At 74.7% G+C, this 20307-nt stretch carries 21 protein-coding genes and 1 pseudogene; 15 read left to right on the top strand and 7 right to left on the bottom strand.

Going from position 1 to position 20307, the window contains the following annotated elements:
- Positions 1 to 28: 28 nt before the first annotated feature.
- Positions 29 to 583 carry a TetR/AcrR family transcriptional regulator gene (locus ACIP60_RS17885; protein ID WP_400685186.1) on the bottom strand — a complete coding sequence of 185 codons (555 nt, stop codon included), beginning with the start codon at positions 581 to 583 and terminating at the stop codon, positions 29 to 31.
- A 207-nt stretch (positions 584 to 790) separates the two neighbouring features.
- On the opposite strand from ACIP60_RS17885, the gene ACIP60_RS17880 reads away from it, so the two are divergent.
- The 3 genes from ACIP60_RS17880 (at position 791) to ACIP60_RS17870 (ending at position 3363) form a co-directional block, all read left to right on the top strand.
- Entirely contained in the window at positions 791 to 1669 is an 879-nt protein-coding gene (locus ACIP60_RS17880) for an NAD(P)H-binding protein (RefSeq protein WP_400685184.1), read from the top strand.
- Between the two features lie 162 nt (positions 1670 to 1831).
- Entirely contained in the window at positions 1832 to 2485 is a 654-nt protein-coding gene (locus tag ACIP60_RS17875) for a hypothetical protein (protein ID WP_400685181.1), read from the top strand.
- 161 nt (positions 2486 to 2646) lie between these two features.
- Positions 2647 to 3363 (top strand): GNAT family N-acetyltransferase, encoded by a 717-nt coding sequence (locus ACIP60_RS17870; protein WP_400685178.1) that lies wholly within the window; start codon positions 2647 to 2649, stop codon positions 3361 to 3363.
- Between the two features lie 27 nt (positions 3364 to 3390).
- Here ACIP60_RS17870 and ACIP60_RS17865 read toward each other — a convergent pair whose 3' ends face one another.
- Positions 3391 to 3891, bottom strand: a complete 501-nt coding sequence (locus ACIP60_RS17865; protein WP_400685176.1) for an FBP domain-containing protein — start codon at positions 3889 to 3891, stop codon at positions 3391 to 3393.
- A gap of 97 nt (positions 3892 to 3988) precedes the next feature.
- On the opposite strand from ACIP60_RS17865, the gene ACIP60_RS17860 reads away from it, so the two are divergent.
- The 3 genes and pseudogenes from ACIP60_RS17860 to ACIP60_RS17850 all read left to right on the top strand — a co-directional run bounded on the left by ACIP60_RS17860 (position 3989) and on the right by ACIP60_RS17850 (position 5966).
- Complete coding sequence (locus ACIP60_RS17860) at positions 3989 to 4570, top strand: TetR/AcrR family transcriptional regulator (protein WP_400685173.1); 582 nt, start codon at positions 3989 to 3991, stop codon at positions 4568 to 4570.
- Between the two features lie 81 nt (positions 4571 to 4651).
- Positions 4652 to 4882 (top strand): annotated as a pseudogene (locus ACIP60_RS17855) (transposase family protein); the annotation flags it as partial.
- A 148-nt stretch (positions 4883 to 5030) separates the two neighbouring features.
- A complete protein-coding gene (locus ACIP60_RS17850) occupies positions 5031 to 5966 on the top strand; it encodes a transposase (RefSeq protein ID WP_400685171.1) in 936 nt (311 codons plus the stop codon).
- 18 nt (positions 5967 to 5984) lie between these two features.
- Here the strand turns inward: ACIP60_RS17850 and ACIP60_RS17845 are convergent, their stop codons facing one another.
- Positions 5985 to 6425, bottom strand: a complete 441-nt coding sequence (locus ACIP60_RS17845; protein ID WP_400685168.1) for a hypothetical protein — start codon at positions 6423 to 6425, stop codon at positions 5985 to 5987.
- Positions 6426 to 6559: 134 nt separating this feature from the next.
- Here ACIP60_RS17845 and ACIP60_RS17840 point away from each other — a divergent pair, with 134 nt between their 5' ends.
- On the top strand, positions 6560 to 7531 hold the full coding sequence (locus ACIP60_RS17840) for a phosphotransferase family protein (RefSeq protein ID WP_400685166.1): 972 nt from the start codon (positions 6560 to 6562) through the stop codon (positions 7529 to 7531).
- Between the two features lie 617 nt (positions 7532 to 8148).
- Complete coding sequence (locus tag ACIP60_RS17835; protein ID WP_400685164.1) at positions 8149 to 8643, top strand: hypothetical protein; 495 nt, start codon at positions 8149 to 8151, stop codon at positions 8641 to 8643.
- Positions 8644 to 8884: 241 nt separating this feature from the next.
- Here ACIP60_RS17835 and msrA read toward each other — a convergent pair whose 3' ends face one another.
- The 4 genes from msrA to ACIP60_RS17815 form a co-directional block, all read right to left on the bottom strand.
- Positions 8885 to 9391, bottom strand: a complete 507-nt coding sequence (gene msrA / locus ACIP60_RS17830) for a peptide-methionine (S)-S-oxide reductase MsrA (protein ID WP_100838825.1) — start codon at positions 9389 to 9391, stop codon at positions 8885 to 8887.
- Positions 9392 to 9525: 134 nt separating this feature from the next.
- Positions 9526 to 10125: a YbaK/EbsC family protein gene (locus ACIP60_RS17825; protein ID WP_400685161.1), complete on the bottom strand. Its 600-nt coding sequence runs from the start codon at positions 10123 to 10125 to the stop codon at positions 9526 to 9528.
- Between the two features lie 93 nt (positions 10126 to 10218).
- A complete protein-coding gene (locus tag ACIP60_RS17820) occupies positions 10219 to 10788 on the bottom strand; it encodes a maleylpyruvate isomerase N-terminal domain-containing protein (RefSeq protein WP_400685159.1) in 570 nt (189 codons plus the stop codon).
- Positions 10789 to 10904: 116 nt separating this feature from the next.
- A complete protein-coding gene (locus ACIP60_RS17815; protein WP_400685157.1) occupies positions 10905 to 11279 on the bottom strand; it encodes a VOC family protein in 375 nt (124 codons plus the stop codon).
- A gap of 303 nt (positions 11280 to 11582) precedes the next feature.
- Between ACIP60_RS17815 and ACIP60_RS17810 the strand changes: the two genes are divergently transcribed.
- The 7 genes from ACIP60_RS17810 (at position 11583) to ACIP60_RS17780 (ending at position 20211) form a co-directional block, all read left to right on the top strand.
- The gene (locus tag ACIP60_RS17810) at positions 11583 to 12332 is read left to right on the top strand and encodes a class I SAM-dependent methyltransferase (protein WP_400685154.1); all 750 of its coding nucleotides are present in this window, start codon (positions 11583 to 11585) and stop codon (positions 12330 to 12332) included.
- A gap of 136 nt (positions 12333 to 12468) precedes the next feature.
- Positions 12469 to 13011, top strand: a complete 543-nt coding sequence (locus ACIP60_RS17805; RefSeq protein WP_400685152.1) for a hypothetical protein — start codon at positions 12469 to 12471, stop codon at positions 13009 to 13011.
- 104 nt (positions 13012 to 13115) lie between these two features.
- The gene (locus tag ACIP60_RS17800) at positions 13116 to 16670 is read left to right on the top strand and encodes a CHAT domain-containing protein (protein WP_400685149.1); all 3555 of its coding nucleotides are present in this window, start codon (positions 13116 to 13118) and stop codon (positions 16668 to 16670) included.
- Positions 16663 to 17469: a hypothetical protein gene (locus tag ACIP60_RS17795; protein ID WP_400685147.1), complete on the top strand. Its 807-nt coding sequence runs from the start codon at positions 16663 to 16665 to the stop codon at positions 17467 to 17469. The genes ACIP60_RS17800 and ACIP60_RS17795 overlap by 8 nt, the downstream gene beginning before the upstream one ends.
- Entirely contained in the window at positions 17466 to 18203 is a 738-nt protein-coding gene (locus ACIP60_RS17790) for an RES family NAD+ phosphorylase (RefSeq protein WP_400685144.1), read from the top strand. The genes ACIP60_RS17795 and ACIP60_RS17790 overlap by 4 nt, the downstream gene beginning before the upstream one ends.
- 75 nt (positions 18204 to 18278) lie before the next feature.
- Positions 18279 to 19379: a hypothetical protein gene (locus ACIP60_RS17785; protein WP_400685141.1), complete on the top strand. Its 1101-nt coding sequence runs from the start codon at positions 18279 to 18281 to the stop codon at positions 19377 to 19379.
- A 382-nt stretch (positions 19380 to 19761) separates the two neighbouring features.
- Positions 19762 to 20211 (top strand): hypothetical protein, encoded by a 450-nt coding sequence (locus ACIP60_RS17780; RefSeq protein WP_400685138.1) that lies wholly within the window; start codon positions 19762 to 19764, stop codon positions 20209 to 20211.
- The last annotated feature ends 96 nt before the right edge of the window (positions 20212 to 20307 follow it).

Below are 20307 nucleotides of genomic sequence, written 5' to 3'. Positions count from 1 at the left end.
CCGCCCACCGCCCGCCCCCGTCCCGGCGTCACCGCGCGATCATCCCCGCCAGCGCGAGGTCGAGCAGCCGGTCGGCCTGAGCCTCGGTGTCGTGCTCGCGGGCCCAGGCGGCGGCGTTCATCAGGGTGAACACGTCCGCGCCCGTGGTGTCGCCGCGCAGGGCGCCCGCCCGACGGGCCCGGTCGACCAGGCGGTCGCCGATGGCCGTCAACCGGTGGCAGGAGTCCTGGAGTTCGTCGGAACGGGCGGCCAGCGCGGCGGCCAGGCCCTGGTAGGCGGCGGCGTGCCGGACCACCGCGCGGATCCAGTCGGCCAGCGCCCGGGCCGGGTCGGGGTGCTCGGCGAGTCCGTCCCCGTGGGCGAACAGCTCCTGGTTGCGCGCGTCCAGCAGGGCGGCGATCAGTGCGGCGCGGGTCGGGAAGTGGCCGTAGAGCGTGCCGATGGCCACCCCGGCGCGGCGGGCCACCCGCTCCAGCGAGGCACCGGTGCCCTCCTCCCGGAAGACGGCGTCGGCCTCGGCGAGCAGCCGCTCACGGTTGCGCCGCGCGTCGGCGCGCGGACGGCGGCGGACGGTCTCGGTCACGTCATCTCCCTTTCCCGGCCGGGCCCTTGCTACCGGTCCTCGCGGTCGGTCCCTGCGCCCGGCCCTGGTGGCCGGCCCCTGCCCGTCGGCTCTTGCGGTCGGCCGTCAAGTCGAGGCATCCTCGACTCACCTCGAAACCGAGGATGCCTCAGCTTATCGGCGCGCCGTCCGCCGCGCCACGGAACACCAGACAGGGGAGAACCCGCCGTGATCCTGCTGACCGGAGCCACCGGCTCGATCGGCCGCCACCTGGTCCGCCGACTCGCCGACCGGGGCGCCGAGTTCCGCGCCCTGGTCCGGGACGAGGCCAAGGGCCGCGCCCTGGGCTGCGCGTACGTCGTGGGCGACTTCGCCGATCCGGGCTCGCTCACCGCCGCGTTCGACGGCGTCGACCGGCTGTTCCTGAACGGGCCCGGCGCGGCGCCGGTGGACGGGGAGCAGCCGATGGTCCGTCAGCTCGGCTCCGTCATCGACGCGGCCGCGGCGGCGGGCGTCGAACGGGTGGTGAAGGTCTCGGTGTGGCACGCCGCGCCCGGCCGCCCGCTCTCCGAGGGCGTGCACGGCGTGCTCGACCGCCGCCTCGCCGAGTCCGGCCCGGCCGCCTGGACGCTCCTGCAACCCTCCGGCTTCCTGCAGAACCTGCTGGCCCCGGGCACGTTCACCCCCGACGGGCGCCTGGTCGGCCGCTACGGCGGCGCGCCCGTCTCGCACATCGACTGCCGGGACATCGCCGAGTGCGCGGAGGTCCTGCTGACGGGGCCGCCGCGCCCCGGTGAGTCCTTCGTCCTGACCGGGCCGGAGGCCGTCACCGACCGGGAGCTGGCCGCCCGGATCTCGCACGTCCTCGGCCGGACGGTCGGCCTCGCGCCCCTCACCCCGGACGAGGTCTCCGCCGCACTGGCCGCCCAGGGCCTCCCGGCCGGCTTCACCGCGGGCCTGGCCGAGCTGCTGCGCCAGGTCGCCGCGGGCTCGCTGGCCGGAGTGACCACCGCCGTCCCCGACCTGCTCGGCCGCCCCGCCCGCACGGTGGACGCCTTCCTCGCCGACCACCTGCCGGCCTTCCGCGCGGCCCTCCGACTGCCCTGACCACGGCCGTCTCGAACTGACTCGCACCGGAACGCCCTTGCCGCCCGCCCCCGCGTCGCGGGCCTGAGTACGGGTACTCAGGCCGCCGGTCCACCGCATACGGAATGATGATCGGCGCGACGGGCCGCAGGGGCCCGTCCCTGCCGACCGGAGCGCCCCACCGTGAAACGTCCCGCCCTGGCCGTGGCCGCCACCGTGCTCGCCGCGGGCACCCTGCTCGCCGGCTGCGGCTCCACCCGCAGCTCCGACTCCCCCGGCTCCGACTCCGTCACGGGCTCCGGCTCCGCCGCGCGTTCCGGCTCCGCCGCGGGTGCCGCCGCCGGTTCGCCGGATGCCGCGCAGGCGGCCCAGCAGGAGTACGAGCAGCAGTACGCACAGGCGGTGGCCGACCACGACCGGGCGTTCCCGAGCGTCGCGAGGACCTGTGCGGGGAAGCCCACCGCGCAGCCGTCACCGGTGGACACCCCGTCGTCCGGCCCCCAGCCCGAGAACCCCAAGTACGCCGAGAACCACGCCTACCTGCGGACGGCCCCGCTGAACCCCGCCGCCCAGTGCCGCGGCGAGGCACACGCCGCCCGCATCGCCGCCGAGGCCGCCGCGCAGCCCCCGACCGGCCCCGAGCAGGCCAAGGCCCTGCTCACCCGCCTCGGCTACCCGGACGCCACCGTCGACCAGGGCGGCGACGGCGTGCACTTCACCTTCTCCGTCCCGCAGCTCGGCCCCTGCCTGACGGGCGTGCTGTCCGACCCGCCGCACATCGAGGTGCACGGCCCGTACCTGGAGGGCGGCTGCGCACTCCCGAAGGGCGGCCACTGAGCCTCCCTCCTCCGCCCCGCCCCCGGCCCGCGATCCCGGTGCGGCGGAGCCGACCGCACTGCCGCAACCAGGCCAGGACCGACCGGCACACCCGCCGACTCCCCCGTCCCCAGCCCGCAATCCCGGTGCGGCGGAGCCGACCGCACTGCCAGAATCGGGCGATGACCGACGACCACCTGCTCCGCCGGGCGTCCCGCCTCTGGACGGGGCTGGCCGACGTGTCCGCGGCCTTCCCCGCGCCGGGTGCCGCGAGTGTCGTGGTGTCACCGAACTCCGGCCTGTGCCCGCCGGGTTGGGTCGGCCTGCTGACGCTGGGCGGCGCGGTGCTGGCGACCGTCCCGGATGCCCGGCGCGCCGAACTGCTCCGCGCCGCGCTGCGGTCCTGCCCGGAGGCCGGGTGGGACGCGGACCGGCTGCGCGCCGCACTGCCGGTCGGCCGGGTGCTCGGCCCCGCCGCGCTCGCCTACCTCGCCCCGACCGACCTCGCGTCGGCGGCCCGACGCCCACCCATCCACGAACTCCCCAACGAACACCAGGAGTTGCGCGCCCTGGAGGCCAGGGTGCCGGCCATGGAACGCGACGAGGCCGCGCTCGGCGAGATCACCTCGCCCGCGTTCGCCGTCCTCCGGGACGGCCGCGTCCTGGCCGCCTGCGGTTACCGTGCCTGGCCGTTCGAGACCGCCCAGTTCAGCGCACTGACCGACCCGGCGGCCCGCGGCCGCGGCCTGGCCCGCGTCGCCGCGACGGCCGCCGCCGCCCACGCCCTCGCCGCCGGGCTGCTCCCCCAGTGGCGCGCCCGCGTCCCGGCCTCCCGCCGGGTCGCCGCCCGGGTCGGCTTCCGCGAACTGGGCACCCAGCTCTCCGTCGAACTCCCCTGAGCCCGGCCGCGCACCCCCGACGGGGCTTCAGCCCGCCGCAGCCTCCCCGCGCACCTTCGCCAGGAAGGCGGCCAGGTTGCCGCGCATCCGCTCGATCCGCTGCTCCAGCGTCAGCGACTCGTAGATCTTGGTGCCGGTCTCGCGCAGGCCGCGGACGTACAGCGAGCAGGCCAGGTCGCTGCACATGTACGCGCCGACCGAGTTGCCCTGCCGCCCGGCGGGACCGGCCAGCGGGGCCACCAGCAGCGAGACCCCGCCGGTGTGGGTGGTGACGCACAGCGAGCAGATGCTGCGGCGCGGCTGCCAGGACGCGCCGGAGGAGGACCGCAGGACGACGGCCTGCGGGCGGCCCTCCAGCTCGGCGACCAGGTAGGCCCGGTCCGGGGCCTGCAGGTCGCGCCAGCCGAGGAAGTCCAGCTCCGGCCAGGGCTGTTCGTGCAGCTCACGGGGCAGGTTCAGACGTTTCGCCTCGCCCTTGGAGCAGTTCAGGAACGCGGCGCGGATCTCGGGATCGGTCAGCTCTCTCACGAAACACCACGCTAATTTGCCTAAGTCGTTTAGGCAAATGGATAATCGACTCAGGAAGCACGACCGGACGACGACGAGGAAGGGACGGGTGGGTGCGGTGGCACGTGCAGGTCTGACCCCCGAGGTACTGGCCCGAGCGGGCGCGGAACTGGCCGACGAGGTGGGCTTCGACCAGGTGACGGTGACCGAGCTGGCCCGCCGCTTCGACGTCAAGGTCGCCAGCCTGTACTCGCACGTCAAGAGCTCCCACGACCTCAAGGTCCGGATCGCCCTGCTGGCCCTCGCCGAACTCGCCGACCGCGCCACCGACGCGATCGCCGGCCGGTCCGGCCGCGACGCCCTCGCCGCCTTCGCCGAGGCGTACCGCGGCTACGCCCGCGAACACCCGGGCCGCTACGACGCCGCCCGCCTCCGCCTCGACCCCGAGACCGCCGCCGCCAGTGCCGCTCCCCGCCACTCCCACCTCACCAGGGCCATCCTCCGCGGCTACCACCTCCCCGAGCCCGACCAGACCCACGCGGTCCGCCTCCTCGGCAGCGTCTTCCACGGCTACATCGGCCTGGAATCCGCCGGCGGCTTCGCTCACACCCCCGTCCCCCCGCAGGAGTCCTGGGACTGGATCGTCGACTCCCTCGACACCCTCCTCCGCGCCCGCAGCACCCCCGAGCGGACTGGCTGAAAATGGCTCCGCCCGGAATTCCGTGAAAGACCAGGTCATCGGCATGAATGCAGGATCGTTTCGCTACGGGACGACCTTCACGTGGCTCTCGACGCGATCGAAGGCGTGCTGTTCCCTGGAGTCGATGTTGAACTGGAGCGGGTGACCGCCGGGTTGGACCTGGTGCTGGTCGAGGTCGCCGCGTGCGGTCCGACCGTCCGTTGCCCGGACTGCGGGATCCGGGGTCGGCGGGTCCACTCCACGTACTGGCGCATGGTGGCCGAAAGCCCGTTGGCGGGGCGGAAGTTGCTGATACGGCTGCGGGTGCGCCGGTACTTCTGCGACCGCGTCCGCTGCGCGCGGCGGACGTTCGTCGAGCAGGTCCAAGACCTGCGCTCCAGTGCCGGACTGAAGGACTGGCTGCGAGCGGTGGCCGTCGAACTCGGCGGCCGCGCGGGCGAGCGGCTGTGCCGCAAGCTCAGTGTCGCGGCCGGCCGCACCCGGCGCGATCGAGGTCGCCGACCGCTGGCATCTGCTGCAGAACCTGTCCGCCGCGGTCGAGAAGACCTGCCACCAGCACCATGCCTGCCTGCGCAAACACGCAGACCAGGAAGCGCCTCCCGAGCTGCCCGCGATCGACCTGCCGATCCTCCAACTGCCCCGCACCCCGATCGTCGAGCGGACCCGCGACCGCTACACGGATGTCCACCGCCTCCTGGAGCAGAAGTGGACGATCAGCGCGATCGCCCGCCACCTCGGGCTCGACCGCAAGACCGTCCGCCGCTTCAAGACCACCCCGCTGGACGAACTCATCGCTTCCAAGCGGGAGTTCGGGGCCAGCAAGCAGGGGCTGATCGACCCGTCCAAGCCCTACCTGAACAGCCGGTTCACCGCCGGGTGCACCGGCGCCCAGCAGCTCTCCCGCGAAATCACCGAACGCGGCTACCAGGGCAGCGTCCTGGCCGTGCGCCGCCACGTCGCCTCCCTGCGCGAGGGAACCGCCGAACCCGTCCGCACCGACATCCCCAGCCCGCGCCGGATCACCTCCTGGATCATGCGGCCCACCGGCACCCTCACCGAACGCGAGCAGGACGAGCTGCTGGACGTCAGGACCGCCTGCCCGGACATCGCCCGCGCCTACGACCTGGCCCGATGCTTCCACGACCTCATGACCAACCGCCTCGGCACCCTCCTGCCGGACTGGATCGACCAGGCCGAGCAGGGCGCCCCCGCGCCGATGCGCTCGTTCGCCGACTTCCTCCGCCAGGACCTCGCCGCCGCCACCGCCGGCCTCACCCTCGAATGGAGCTCCGGCAAGGTCGAAGGCAACGTGAACCGGGTCAAAACGCTCAAAAGAGCCATGTACGGCCGGGCTTCGTTCCGACTCCTTCGGATACACATCCCCAAAAGGGCGTGAGCCTGTGCCCGAGCGAGATCAGGACGCCCACCTGTCGTATCCGGGCGGGACCTCTCCACGAAGAAGGCTGATGAAGGCACGACCACATGCCAGCAAAGGGTCGGTGGGCAGGTCCGTGTCGAACGCCTCCTGATCACCGCCAGTGCCAAAGGAATTCACGAGATCCTTCGGGATGGCCGGAGCCCATGCGAGTAGTCGCTGGACGGCGCGCTCCGAAAGATGAAGCGTGAGCGCGACGCGATCAGGGTCCGTTCCAAGGTGCTCGTCCAAGCGTGACGAGACGCATCCCATGAAGCCGGCCGTGGCCTGCGCCTCCCACTCATCACGGGCGCCGGCCAACCATGCCGGAGCGTCAGCGACCGCCTTGGCTTCCTGCGCCAAGAGGTACAGCCACACTTCGACCTGGTAGTCGCGGACCCAGAACCCGGAACCGCGGTAGTCCATGTTCGAGCTGCCCATGCCGCGAGTAGATCACATACGCCAAGGGAGCCTTCACGGAATTCCGGTCAGAGCCCTGAAAATCCCCACCCATCACTCGCGGACCGGCCCGCAAAGACTCGCGCGCACCGCCGACCGGATGATGAGGTGGCACGGTGACCAACCATGACGAGGCGGCGCCCGTCCGACCGTCGACACTGGCCTGGGTGCGTCGGCACCTGGGGTCCGGCGAACGGATCGTCCGAGCGGAGACGCTGCACGGTGGCGCCACCGCCGACATGCGGAGGCTGACCATCGGCACGCGAGACGGAGGAACCCGCCACCTGGTGCTCCGCTCCTTCGTCGCCCCGACCCGGCAGGGGCCGGCCGAGGACCTCCTGCACCGGGAGGCCGGCGCCCTGACCACGCTGACCGGCACCGACGTGTCGGCGCCCGCGCTGGTGGCCGTCGATCCGACCGCGGCGCACTGCGCGTACCCCTCGCTCCTCATGACCCATCTGCCGGGCCGAACGGTCCTCGCCGACGAAGGGCTGGAGACGCGCCTGCCCCTGCTGGCCCGTCAACTCGTGGCGATCCACGCGGTACGGCCCGCCGTCCGACCCCGGGAGTACGTGGCGCTGACGACCGCCGACACGGTCGTGACCCCCGAGACCGCCGACACCGCGGTCTGGAACGCCGCGATCGACGTGATCCGCCCGCCCGCGCCGCGCCACGAAGGGCGCTTCCTGCACCGCGACTTCCAGCCCGGCAACGTGCTGTTCGGCCCACCGGCCGACGATCCGACCGGCACCGCCGACCCCCGGATCACCGGTGTCGTCGACTGGGCGGCGGCTTCCTGGGGCCCGACGGACCTCGACGTGGCGCACTGCTCCACCAATCTCGCGCTACTGCACGGCCCGCAGTGGGGCCTGCGCTTCACCGAGACCTACCAGGAGGCCGGCGGAACGCTGGCCCCGACCGCGCCCGAACGGCTGTACTGGCAGGTGCGAGCCCCCCTGGCGTTCTCGGAGGAAGTCCAGTGGGTGGCACAGCCGTGGCGGGAGGCCGGACGAACCGAGCTGACGACACAAACCGTGGAGGAGCGGCTGAACGCCTACCTCACCTCCCTGATGCACTCGCCGAGCTGAGCCACGGCGATCCGGAGCGCGACCCGACCTCGCCGTCCGCCGCTCAACCACTCAACCGCTCAACCACTCAACCGCTCAACCGCTCAACCGCTCAACCGCACGGGAATCCGGGCAGAACCAGGAGAATTCCGAGGCTATGGCCGGGGGCCCGCGAACGATCGAGGAGGGGTGCCGACTCGCCCGTTTCCGAGTAGGCAAACCCATCCCCGCGAAACGGTCCCACATTCAGGCCGGCGACCTGGCCTGTCACGCAATTCCGGGCACAGCCACAGAAAGCCGCACCGCCAAGTAGTGCGGCGCGTGGCGGGTGACTGTTCGGTTCGGTGGAGAAGTCGGCGGGGCTCACGAGCCCTCCTTTCCCGTCTTCCCCGGTCACCTCGTGCACCGCTCCCCCGAAAGTCCGCCGAGCCGTCAGAATGCGCAGTGGGCACGTCCCGGGCCGCAGTACCCGGTCGGCAGAGGACCGGGTTCGCGCTGCCATCCCTCCGGGACGGCATCACAAGATTGAACATGTTCAAATTCGATGCCATGATGAGGCGATCTCATCCGATCGTCCGTCCTGGGATGCCGTCGGCCGGGTGCGTTCGTATGCGTCGAACGAAACAGGGCGGGTACCCATGATCAAGAAGACAGCACTGGCGCGTTGGGGGTGGGTCGGGCTCATCGTGGCGGTACTTCTCGCGCCGCTGGCCCTCCTCTCGGCAGCTCGTGCCGGCCTGATCGGCTACCAGCGGCCCGACGAAGTCGTGGTCGGCCAGAGCGACATGCTCGGGACGTGGCAGGACGGCTTCGGCATGACGCTGCACCTGGGCCTCGACCACCGGGCCACCGCCGACGGCATTCCGGGCACGGCCTCGTGTGAACGCGAGGGCACCTGGATGTTCTACGCCCGGAGCGAATCCGATGTCTTCGTCAGTGAACGGAGCGCCGCCGAGGGGCAGGAGGCATTTGCCAGCTTCGGCAAGTCATGGGACTGCGAGTTCACACTGAGTGTCTTCCGCGTCCACGGCGAATACGTCCTGTGCACCGTGGACGATCGGGACAGCTACTGCACCGACCGTGAACTCCTGCGCAGGACGACCGAGCTCAACACCCCCGCCACCATGCCGTGAACGAAGCCGGGCGTTTCGTCCCGCAGCGGAACGCTTCCGCATTCACGTCTGCGACCCGGTCTTTCACAGCACTCCGGTCAGCGCCGATTTCGAGGGTCCTCGTCACCCCGCACCGGCCCCGTAGACGCCCGCGACGAACGGCGCCCACCCCGGCCCCCGCACACGGCGAACGGCGGCCACCGAAACCGATGACCGCCGCCGTACCCATCCTCAGCCCCCGCAGGGGCCGGGGCTCGGGCCCTTACGCTCCTTCGCGGACCGGGAGCTTCCAGCCCGGGCGCGGGTAGTGGCAGGTGTAGCCGTTGGGGTAGTGCTGGAGGTAGTCCTGGTGCTCGGGCTCGGCCTCCCAGAAGTCGCCGAGCGGGGTCACCTCGGTGACCACCTTGCCCGGCCACAGGCCGCTCGCGTCGACGTCCGCGATGGTGTCGAGGGCGGTGGCGCGCTGGGCCTCGTCCGCGTAGAAGATCGCCGAGCGGTAGCTGCTGCCGATGTCGTTGCCCTGCCGGTCCAGGGTGCTCGGGTCGTGGATCTGGAAGAAGTACTCCAGCAGCGTCCGGTAGCTGATCCGCTCCGGGTCGTAGACGATCTCCAGCGCCTCGGCGTGGCCGGGGTGGTTGCGGTAGGTGGCGTGCGCGTTCTCGCCGCCGGTGTAGCCGGTGCGGGTCGACTGGACGCCGGGGAGTTTGCGGATCAGCTCCTGCATACCCCAGAAGCAGCCGCCGGCCAGGACGGCACGGTCCGTGGTCATCTAGTACTCACTCCTCGCATGGGACGTCGACTCGTCCGCCCGGGGTACCGCCCCGGGGGACCATCCGGTCCAACCGCCCGGACACCCCCGATGTTCCCCGCCCGGCCCGTGCGCCGACCCGCGCACCGCCTCGCTCAGCCGGCCAGCCCCTCCAGCACCTGCGCCCCGGGCAGCGCACCGGCGACCGCACCGGGCAGGATCAGCTTCCCGCGCCGCCGACCGCTGCCCACCAGCACGTACGGGGCGGCGGCGACCGCGGCGTCGACCAGCAGCGGCCAGTGCGCGGGCAGGCCGACGGGGGTGATGCCGCCGTACTCCATGCCGCTCTCGCCGACGGCGGTGTCCATCGGCGCGAACGACGCCTTGCGCGCGCCCAGGTGACTCCGCACCGCCTTGTTGACGTCGAGCCGGGTGGTGGCCAGCACCAGCCCGGCGGCCAGCGTGGTCTCCCCGCCGCGCTTCGCGGCGACCACCACGCAGTTCGCGGACGCCTCCGCCGGGACGTCGTACGCGGCGCAGAACACGGCGGTGTCGGCCAGCTCCGGATCGGTGTCCACGTACAGCACCTGCCGGGCCAGCTCCGCGTCCCAGCGCCCGAGCAGTTCGGCCACCGGGGCCGCCAACTCCCCGACGGCGTCCACCGCCCGGCGCACCTGCGGGAAGTTCCCGAACGGCGCCCGCACCGACTCCTCGGTCGACCCGGCCTGCTCCAGCTGCTCCGTCTGCTCGCTCATGCCCCGACTCTAGCGAAGGCGCACCCGGCGCCCGCACGCCTCCGCCGACTGCGACAGCCACACCGGCTCCGACGGCCCCGACAGCTCCGACGGCTATTCGGCGAGCGCCGCCCGCCAGGCCCAGGACTCCCGGCGCGGCCGACCCGGGAGTTCGCCGCGGCCGGTGCACCAGAGCAGGACGGGGGCGGGCTCTCCGGCGGGGGCGTCCGGGAAGAGCCGGGCCAGGACGGCGGCGCAGAGCGCGGGCGGCGGCGTCCAGTCGAGGGCCAGGCCGGTGGTGATGTCGTGGGTGTGCAGCAGCGTCTCGGCGACGCCCATCGCGGCGAAACCGCTCGGGTCGGTCGGGCCCCAGTGCCAGGCGCGCAGCCCGGGGTCGGCGGCGGCCAGCGCGAGGGCCAGCAGGTCGCCGCAGGCCAGCGCGGTCGCCAGCAGGTCGGCGGGGGATGCGTCCTGACGTACCGTCAGGTCGAAGGGCAGGTAGCGGTCGGTGGGCCGGGCGGCGAGCTGCCCGGCGTAGGCGAGCAGGTCGTGGCCGATGTGGGCGAGGGTGTCCCGGCAGCTCCACTCCAGGGGGCCGGCCGGGACGCCCCAGTCCAGGCCGAGCTGCGGGGTGAGGACGCTTCGCGTCTCCGTCAGGGCCGCACGCAGTTCCCGATGGTCCATCGCCCCATCCTCGCACCCGCGATTCGCCGCTCCGCCCACCTGCTGACCCGCTGACCTGCCGACCCGTCGGCCCGCTGACCCGCGTCGACAGGTCAGCGGGTCGGCGGGTCGACAGATCACAGGTAGGGGCGGGTGATCAGCTCCAGCCCGTGACCGGCCGGATCGAGCACGTAGACGCCGCGTCCGCCGTGCTCGGTGTTGGTCTCGCCGAGGCGCTGCATCTGCGGGTCGGCCCAGTGGTCGATGCCGCGTTCGCGCAGCATGGTGTGGGCGCGGTCGAAGAGTTCGTCGTCGACCAGGAAGGCGTAGTGCTGCCGCTGGATCTCCACCGGCGGTTCGGCGAACTGCAGCAGCACGCCGTCGGCGAGTTGGAGATTGGTGAACGGGCCCCAGGAGGGCGCCTGTTCGGCCTCCAGCAGCTCCTGGTAGAAGCGGGCGGAGACGGTGCGGTCCCGCGAGGCGATGATGGTGTGGTTGAAGGCGGCGGGCATGGTTCGGGTCTGACCTCGTTCCGGATGTGGTCGGCAGGGGGGCGGTACGCGCACTGCGCGGAGGAGGTGGTGGTCCTCTGGCGTGCGGGCGACCCTGCGGCACCCGGGGCGCGGTCAGTCGCCCACCGGGTCACCGATCCGTGCGTGGCCCATGGCCGTTCCGGTGTTCACCCGGACACCGTACGGAACCCCCTCCTCCCCCGACAACTCCTTTTCCCGGTGCCGCCGCTCCCCTCTCCCCCCGTCCCGGCCGCACCGAAAACCGGGCGCGGCCGGAGCGCCGTCGGCACTACCGTCGCGCGGATGGCCGACGAATGCTTCACCCTGCCCCGGCTGGCGGCGATCTACGACGCTCTCGACCCGGTGCGCGACGACCTGCCGCCCTACCTCGCCCTGGTGGACGAGCTCGGCGCGTCCCGCGTCCTCGACCTGGGCTGCGGCACCGGGGTGTTCGCCCTGCTGCTGGCCGGGCGCGGCGTGCGCGTGCTCGGTGTCGACCCGGCCGCCGCGTCCGTCGCGGTGGCCCGCCGCAAGCCGGGTGCCGAGCGGGTCCGCTGGCTGGTCGGGGACGCGACGGGCCTGCCCCCGCTGGAGGTCGACCTGGTCACCATGACCGCCAACGCCGCCCAGGCGGTCACCGGTCCCGGGCAGTGGCACGCCACCCTGCTGGGCGTGCGCGGCGCGCTGCGCCCGGGCGGGCACCTGGTGTTCGAGAGCCGGGTGCCGGCCCGCCGGGCCTGGGAGTCCTGGACGCGGGAGGCGTCCCACCGGGTGAGCGAGCTGCCGGACGTCGGTGCAGTGGAGAACTGGGTGGAGCTGCTGGACGTCTCCGGGCCGCTGGTGACGTTCCGTTGGCACTACGTGTTCGCGGCGGACGGGCAGCACCTCACCTCGGACTCGACCCTGCGCTTCCGCGAACGCGCCGAGGTCGAGGCCGACCTGCGCGCGGCGGGCCTGGATCCGGTCGAGGTCCGGGACGCCCCGGACCGCCCCGGCCGGGAACACGTCTTCCTGGCCCGCCGCCCGAACGCCCCTTCCCGAGCGACGGCTTGACACCGGCCCGGCCCCGGGTCGAACCCCGGCCGGACTCCGGGCGGATCCCGGGCGAACCCAGGACCTGCCCTTCCCCCGCCCCCGGGCCCGCTGCTTCGCTGGCCGTACGGCGGAGCGCGGCGGACGGAGGGCCGGGGTGGACATCGAGGGGACCGGCGCGCTGGGCGTCGCGGTGGTCGGCGTCCTCGGGACGCTGCTGTCCGCGCTGCTGACGCAACGCGCGGCGGACGACGGGCGACGGCGCGAGCAGGAACGCGCCGGGGCGGCGGCGGAGCGGCAGCGGCGCGAGCACGAACTGCGCGCGTGCTACGTCGCGTTGAACACGACGGCCCGGCAGTACCTGGCCGCCCTCGCCGACCAGGTGCACGCCCTGGGCCGGAACGGCGACGTCCCGGCGGCCCGGCAGCGGCTGGCCGAGGCGCGCGACCGGTACCGGGCGGTGTACGCCGAGGCGCAGTTGCGGGTGCCCGAGCCCGTGCTCGACCTCGCCGGGCCGTTCAGCCACGGCCTGGGCGCGCTCTACGGCATGGTCCGCCGCCTCGACGCGGGTACGCCCCGGGCCGGCGACTCCCCGGCCGCCGCGCAGCAGGGCATCGACACCGGGTGGGCCGGGCTGCGCCGGGTCCGGGACGAGATGCGGGCCCAACTGGGCGTCTCCCGGTCGGATTCCGGACGTTGAGCGGGCGGGTCCCGGGATCGACTGCGGCCGGGGTCCGGGTCTCGGCATAGTGGCGGAGTGTCACGGAGGGAACGCGGAGAGGCGGGAGGCAGCCGGTGGGGGACGTGGAGCACGACGACGTGGAGCACGACGGCACGCGGAACGGCGACGGCGAGCACGGCGACACGCAGAACGGCGACACGCAGAACGGCGGCACGCAGAACGGCGGCACGCAGAACGGCGAGGTCGAGCACGAGGACACGGAGGACGGCGGCGTACGGGGGTTGCGCACCTGGGTCGCGGAGGCGGAGGAGCGGGCCAGGCGCCTGCTGCCCGCCCCGGGCGGCGGGCTGCCGCTGCTGCCCGCGTGCGAGGCGTCCGTCCGGGAACTCGAGCAGCTGGCGGGGCTGTTGGACCACGACCCGGCGCTGCGCAGTGCGGCGCACCTGTGGCTGGGCGTCGCGCTGGCCACCCGGTGGGCCGCCACCGGGGCACCGGGCGACCGGGAGCGGGCGGAGTCCCTGCTGCGCGAGGTGCGGGACCCGGCCACGGTGCTGGGGGCGACGGCGAGCGGGGAGCACCGCCAGTGGGCGGCGTTCCACCTGGTCGGACTGATCGCGCCCGTCCCGCCGCAGAGCGGGTTCCGTTCGGTGCCCGACCTCTCGGCCTTCCTGGACTGGACGACGCGCTCCACGCCGGCGGAGCTGATGGGCTTCGCCCGGGAGGTGCAGACCCTGTTCGCGGAGATCGGGGACCTGCCGCTGCCGCCCGAGCACGGCGATCTGCTGGGCCGCCTGCGGGCGGGGATGGCGGCTCCGTCGACGGCGGGCCTCCACGACGTCCTGACGGGCGCGCTTCCGGACGGGGACCCCTTCGCGGAACAGTTCCGGCAGCTGCTCGACCGGACCTTCGGAGCGGCAGCGCCGACGCCCACCGCGCAGGGCCCGGCCGACCCCGCCACCCCGGCCGAGCACCCCGCCACGGCCGAGCACCCCACCACCCCGGCCGACCCCGCCACCCCGGACGAGCCCCCCGCCACCCCGACCGACCCTGCCACCCCGACCGACCCCGCCGATCTGCGCCGCATCGCCGCCACCGTGGACGCGGTCAACGCCACCTCCGCCGGGCTCGGCGAGGCGCTGGACAGCACGGACCCGCAGCAGCGGATCGACGAGCTGCTCGACCGGCTGCGCACCGTCCAGGGCCGGCCGCCCGCCGGAGCCGACTGGTCCCACCACCTGGAGGCGCTCCGGGCGGTCCTGCTCAACGTCGGCGGCCGCACCGGCGGCACGTTCCAGGACCAGGAGGCCGGCCTCCGGCACCTGGCGGCGTTCCGGGACGGCCTGGAGAAGATGAAGGGTTCGCTGCCGCCCGGCGTCGGGGACCCGACCGTCCTGGGCCGGGTGACGGGCCTGTACCAGCAGGTCGTGGACCTCAGGGCGGGCGGGGATCCCGAGGAGGACGTGCGGACGGCGCGCGGCTTGGTGGCCGAGGCCGAGCGGCTGGCCGAGGAGGTCCCGGACGGCTTCTTCCGGGGGCTGGTCACGCTGACGGTCGGCGCGGCCCGCGCCAAGCTCGGCGTGCTCGCCCGGGACCGGCAGCAACTGCTGGACAGCCTGTCCGTCCTGGAGGACGGGGTGTCCGAGCTGAGGGCGACGGGGGCGCCGTTCGGCGAGCGGATCCCGATCCCGGACACCTCGGACTTCGACCTCCTGCGGGCCGGTCTGGGCGGCACCCCGCCGCCGCCGATGCGGGAGCACCGCACCCCGCCGCCGCACGCCTCCACCGAGCAGGTCCACAGCTCCGCGCTCTCGCTGGCCCTCCGGTACGGCATGACCCGTGACCGGGGCGTCCTCGACCTGCTGATCGGGGAGTTGGAGCGGGTCCGGACGGGCGTCCGGGAGGGGCGGGCGCCGCGGATCGCCACCGAGGCGCTGTGGAAACTGGCCGAGGCGTACCGGGTGCGCGCGGTCGAGGACGGGGACGTGGCGGACCTCAGGGCGTTGGGGGCGGCGAAGGAGTCGCTGACCGCGCTCGCCGCGGACGTCCTGTTGCAGACCGGTGCCGAGCACGGGCTGGTGGCCGCCCGGGCCGGGGCCAGCCGGGGCGTGCAGGCCGCGCTGTGGGCCGGGTCGCAGGGGCGGTTGCCCGAGGCGGTGGCGGCGCTGGAGGCGGGACGGGCGCTGGTGCTGCACGCGGCGTCGACCTCCGCGGCCGTCCCGGAACTCCTGGAGCGGCGCGGGCACCGGGAACTCGCCGACGCCTGGCGGGCGGCCACCGCGAGGGCGGCCACCGCGACGACGGGCGACGACGGCGACGCCGACGGCGGGGTCCCCGGCGAGCTGCCCAGCGCCCTGCGCCGGCGGGCGCTCCGGGCGCTCGGCTACCGCGCGGAGGACGGCCTGCTCGCCACCCCCACGCTGGCGGACCTCTCGGACGGGCTCGCGGACGGCGGTGCGGACGCCCTGCTGTACCTGGTCCCCGGCGACGGGGTCAGCCCCGGGGTGGTCATCGTCGTCAGCCCGCGGCTCGGGGTGGCGATGGTCGTCCTGGAGCAGCTGTCCCGGGCCGGGAGCGGACCGCTGGAGGACTACCTGGACGCCGCCGCGGCGCTCGACGCCACGGTGCGGGCGGACGGCGAGGACCCCGCGCTGCGGCGGGCCTGGGAGGACGCGCTCGACGCGCTCTGCGACTGGGCAGGCGGGGTGCTCGGCCCGCTGCTGGCCGATCTGGAGCGGGACCTGGGCGCCGGGGGCCGGCCGCTGCGGATCGTCCTGGTGCCGTGCGGACGCCTGGGCCTGGTGCCCTGGCACGCCGGCCGCCTCCCCGGCGGGCCGCCCCGCGGGTACCTCTGCCAGGCCGCGGTGGTCAGCTACGCCGCCTCGGGCAGCCAGTTCCTGCGCTCGGTGCGGCGCGCGCCCCGGCCGCCGACGGCCGCGCCCGTCCTGCTGGCCGACCCGGGCCAGAGCCTGATGTACGCCGAGATCGAGGTGACGGCGCTGCGGGACTCCTTCTACCCCGGGGCCCGGCTGTACGGCAGCGTCTCGTACCTGGCCGCGGACGAGGTGGCCCCCGGCACGCCCGGGGCCGTCCTGGGGCGGTTCGCCGACGGCGCCTCGCTGCTCCACCTGAGCGCGCACGGCTCGGAGGGCACCGACCCCACCGCCTCGGCCCTCCACCTGGCCGGCCCCGACGGCGACCCGGACCCCGCCGCGGGGCGGCTCACGGTCACCCGGCTGCTCGACCACCCGGGTGCCCGGGGCACCGCCGAGGACGGCCCGCTGGTCGTGCTCAGCGCCTGCCGGACCGACCTGTCGTCCCGTGACCACGACGAGGCGCTGACCCTCACCACCGGCTTCTGCGCGGCCGGTGCGCGGGACGTGGTCGGCTCCCGCTGGGCCGTCTCGGACGGCGTGTCGGCGCTGCTGATGGCGGTGTTCCACCACCACCTGAACGTCGACCGGCTCAGCCCCGTCGACGCCTTGCGGGCCGCCCAGCTGTGGATGCTCGACCCGGACCGCCGGGCCCCGGAGTCGCTGCACGAGGAGCTGGTCGACGAACTGCGGCGCCCGGGGCTGGACCGGATCGCGCACTGGGCGGCCTTCATCCACCAGGGCCACCCCGGGCCGGCCGGGCCCGGCGGGCCGAAGAACGGGAGCGAGGGAGGGGCACATGCGTGAGGACGGTGCGGACGAGGGCCGCGGACGGGCGACGGCACGGCTGCTCGGCCTGATCCGCGAACACCGCGACAGCATCCGCGCGCAGCTCGGCGAGGAGCGGTACGCCGTCCTGCTGGGCAGTCTGGCGGCGCTCGCCGCGGTGCCCCCGGACGACGACCGGGGTCGGCGCAACGCGCTCCAGGGCGTCCGGCTGGCGCTGCGGCGGCTGTCCTTCGAGCATCCGGTGCGGGCCGCGTTGGAGTCCTCCCGGCTGGTCGCCGACGTACCCGGGCCGGCGGACGTGGCCGCCGCCCGGGAGCTGCTGGCCTGGCTGTCCGCACCGGAACCGGAACCGACACCGGTACCCGCGCCGGAACCCGGGCCCTCCCCCGTACCCGCGCCCTCCCCCGTACCGGAGCCCTCCCCCGTACCGGCGCCCGAGCCCGCGCCGGAACGCGAGCCCTCCCCCGTCCGGTCCGGCGGGGCCAGGCCGGGCCACCCGCTGCTCGGCGAGGCGGCGATCTCGGCGCGGGAGGCCCGGGAGCGCTGCGGCGGTCCGCCGCCGCCCGAGCTGATCCGGGTGCCCGGCTCTCCGGAGAGCGCGCGGTACCCGCGGTTCCAGTTCGCGGGCGACGGCGCCCCGCACGGGGTGGTCCTGGCGGTCAACCGGCTGCTGCTGGCGGACATCGACCCCTGGGGGGCCGCGAGTTGGTGGCTCGGCGGCAACAGCTGGCTGGGCGGTCGGCCCGTGTCGCTGCTCGGCCGACTGCCCGATGCCGAGCTGGTCGGGGCGGCGGCCCAACTGGTGGAGGGCGAATGACGAGCGGACGTCCCTTCGACCCCACCGGCTTCTTCCCCCGGGCCGGGACGGAGCTGAGCCCCCACCTCACCACCGTCCCGGCCGGGACCGAGCTGTGGCGGGTGCACAAGTCCAAGTACGCGCCGGACGAGTTCAACGACCGGCTCGCGGACATCCACTTCGGCGGCGGCCGCTTCGAGGGCACCGTCCTCGACCCGTACCACTACCTCTACCTCGCGGCGACACCGCTCACGGCGCTCGCCGAGAGCCTGCTGCGTTCCGTGCCCTACGGCGGGGACGGCGTGCGGGAGGTCGGCTACGCCGCGGCCGAGGGGCGGGCGCTGAGCTGCCTGCGCTCCCGGTGCGACCTGGTCCTGGTCCCGCTGCTGACCGGCGCGGACCTGGCCGCCGTGCGCTGCCAGGAGACCCTCCTCGACGACGAGCGCAACTACGCCGTGTCGCGGCGCTGGTCGAGCGAGATCCGGGCGCAGGAGCCCCGGGCGCAGGGCCTGCTCTGGGACTCCCGGCGCAACCGGCGCGACGACGTGATGGTGCTCTACCGGGACCGGGTCGGGCAGGGCGCGGACGGGCCGCTGGAGGCGGTGCCGGAGCGGAGCGTCCCCGACCTGGGCTCCCCGGAGGGCCTCGCGCGCGCCAACGAGGTGCTCGCGCCCCTGCGGGCGAGGGTCTCGGTGCCCGCGACGTGGACCGGCCAGAGGACCGGGCAGGGGGCCGACCAGGGGACCGGGCAGTGAGCAGCGCGGCGGACCGGGGAGCGGCGATCCCCCCGCAACTTGTGCGTCCTCGGAGCACGGTGCCATCGTGGGGACATGACACCCCTCCCTGACGCGGCGTCACTTGTGAAGGAACTGAAGGAAGTCAGGCTCAACGGGCTGGTCCGGCTGCGCGGGCGGGCGCTGCCCGCCCTGGAGGCCGCGGCCGGGGCGGTGTCCACCGGCGCCGCCGCCGCGACGCCCGTCGCGGGGATCGAGGCGCTGCTGCGGCTGGCCGTCTCCCGGCTGGACGCGGGGACGCTGCGCACCGCCGCCGAGTACACCCTCGGGCTGGCGCAGGGCACCCGGGACTGGCCGCCCGCCGACCGCCGGGCCCGGGCGGCCCGCGTGTACGGGGTGGGCGTGGAGTGGTTCCGCCGGAACCAGGAGGTGATGGTCCTGGAGCAGGTCGCCGAGCACGTCCTGCGCCTGGTCGCGGAGCCGGAGCCGGAGCCGGTCCCCGCGGGGGCCGGCTCCGGCACGCACCGGACGGTCCGCGTCACCGCCGGCGGGCGGCCGGTGGAACTCGCCCTGCACGTGCACCCGGTGGACCTGCTGCGCGGGGTGGACGTGGTCGTCTCCCCGTCGAACGTGTACTTCGCGCTGCCCGAGTCGTACAAGTCCTCGGTGGCCGCCTCGCTGCGCCGGGCCGCCGCCCGGCGCGGGGTGACCGGGGACGTGCTGGCCGACCCGCTGCGCGAGGAGCTGCGCGCCTGGGCGGCCCGGCGCGGGGTGGCCGGACGCGCCGTGCTGCCCGGGACGGTGGCGGCCACCGGCCCCGGCGTCCTGGCGGAGCGGGGCGTCCGCCGGATCTACCACGCGGCGGTGGCCGTCCCCCGGGCCGGGACCAACGACTACGACGTGCTGCCCGCCGACGTCACCCGGGCCGCCTCCCGGGTGTTCGCGCTGCTCGCCGAAGAGTGCGGACGGTTCGACCCGCCGCTGCGCTCGGTGTGCTTCCCGCTGCTCGGCTCGGGCCGCGGCGGCCTGCCGCGCGAGACCGCGCTGGCCGCGGTGTGGGCCGCGGTGGAGGCCGAACTGGCGGGCGGGACGTCCTGGGAGGTGCACTTCGTGGTGCGCACACCGGAGGCCGCGGCCCTGGTGGAGCGCGTCCCCGCCGGAATCCGCCCGGCCCGCAACCGGCGGGCGACCGGCTGATCCGGTGCGGTGGAGGGGCGATCGCCCGCCCTGTGCACCCGCCCTGTGCGCGCGCCACGTCGGCCGGGACTCGGCACCCGGTTCGGCAACCACTCCGTCCGCGCCCCGCACAGCGAGGACTTCCCGGCGGGCGGGAACGACGCCGCCCGTGCCCGAATCTTCGACCCGCCCAGTCCGCTCGGCCCGCCCAGTCCGCCCGACCCGCCCGGCCCGCCCGACCCCGTCCGCGCCATGGAGCCGGATTTGCGGCAGCTGCCGGCCCGTCCGGCGCATGATCCCCGCATCTGCTGGCGAAAATACCGCCAGCGGCGCGCAGTTGCGAGGGTGCCGCGCCCCGCCCGGCCGGTACCGGACCCGCCGCGGCGGCCGGGAAGGAGCCACCGTGACCGCCACCACTGCGCCACCCGCCGTACGGTTCCACGGCAGCGTCGACGCACCGCTGCGGCTGACCGTCGCCCAGCTGCGCGCGCTGCCCGCCCACCGGGCCGAGGTGAGCTTCGACTGCCTCGCCGACGGCGAGCGGCGGCACAGCTTCGAGGGCCCGAAGCTGTGGGACGCGGTGCGCGAGGCCCGTCCGCGGATCGACCTGCGCGGCCGCAAGCAGCGCCTGCGCTTCCTGCTGGCCGTGACCGGCGCGGACGGCCACTGCGCGGTCCTGTCCTGGGCCGAGATCGACCCGGACTTCGGCGGCCAGCAGGTCCTCCTCGCCACCAGCGCCGACGGTGCGGCGCTGGACGGTGCCGGTCCGCAGCTGGTGGTGCCCGCCGACCGCTGCGGCGGGCGCTACATCGGCGGTGTCACCGAGGTCTGGATCGGCCCGGTCGCACGCTGACCGCCACACCGGGAGCACCCCCGCGCGAGCCGCCCCGGGCGTGGGTGAAATCACCGGAGGACCTCGCAACTGCCACGGTAGAGTGGCGAAACCACT

This window comes from Kitasatospora sp. NPDC088783, from assembly GCF_044750705.1.
In the GTDB taxonomy this organism is placed as follows: domain Bacteria; phylum Actinomycetota; class Actinomycetes; order Streptomycetales; family Streptomycetaceae; genus Kitasatospora; species Kitasatospora fiedleri.
This window is presented reverse-complemented; position numbering and strand designations above follow the sequence as displayed.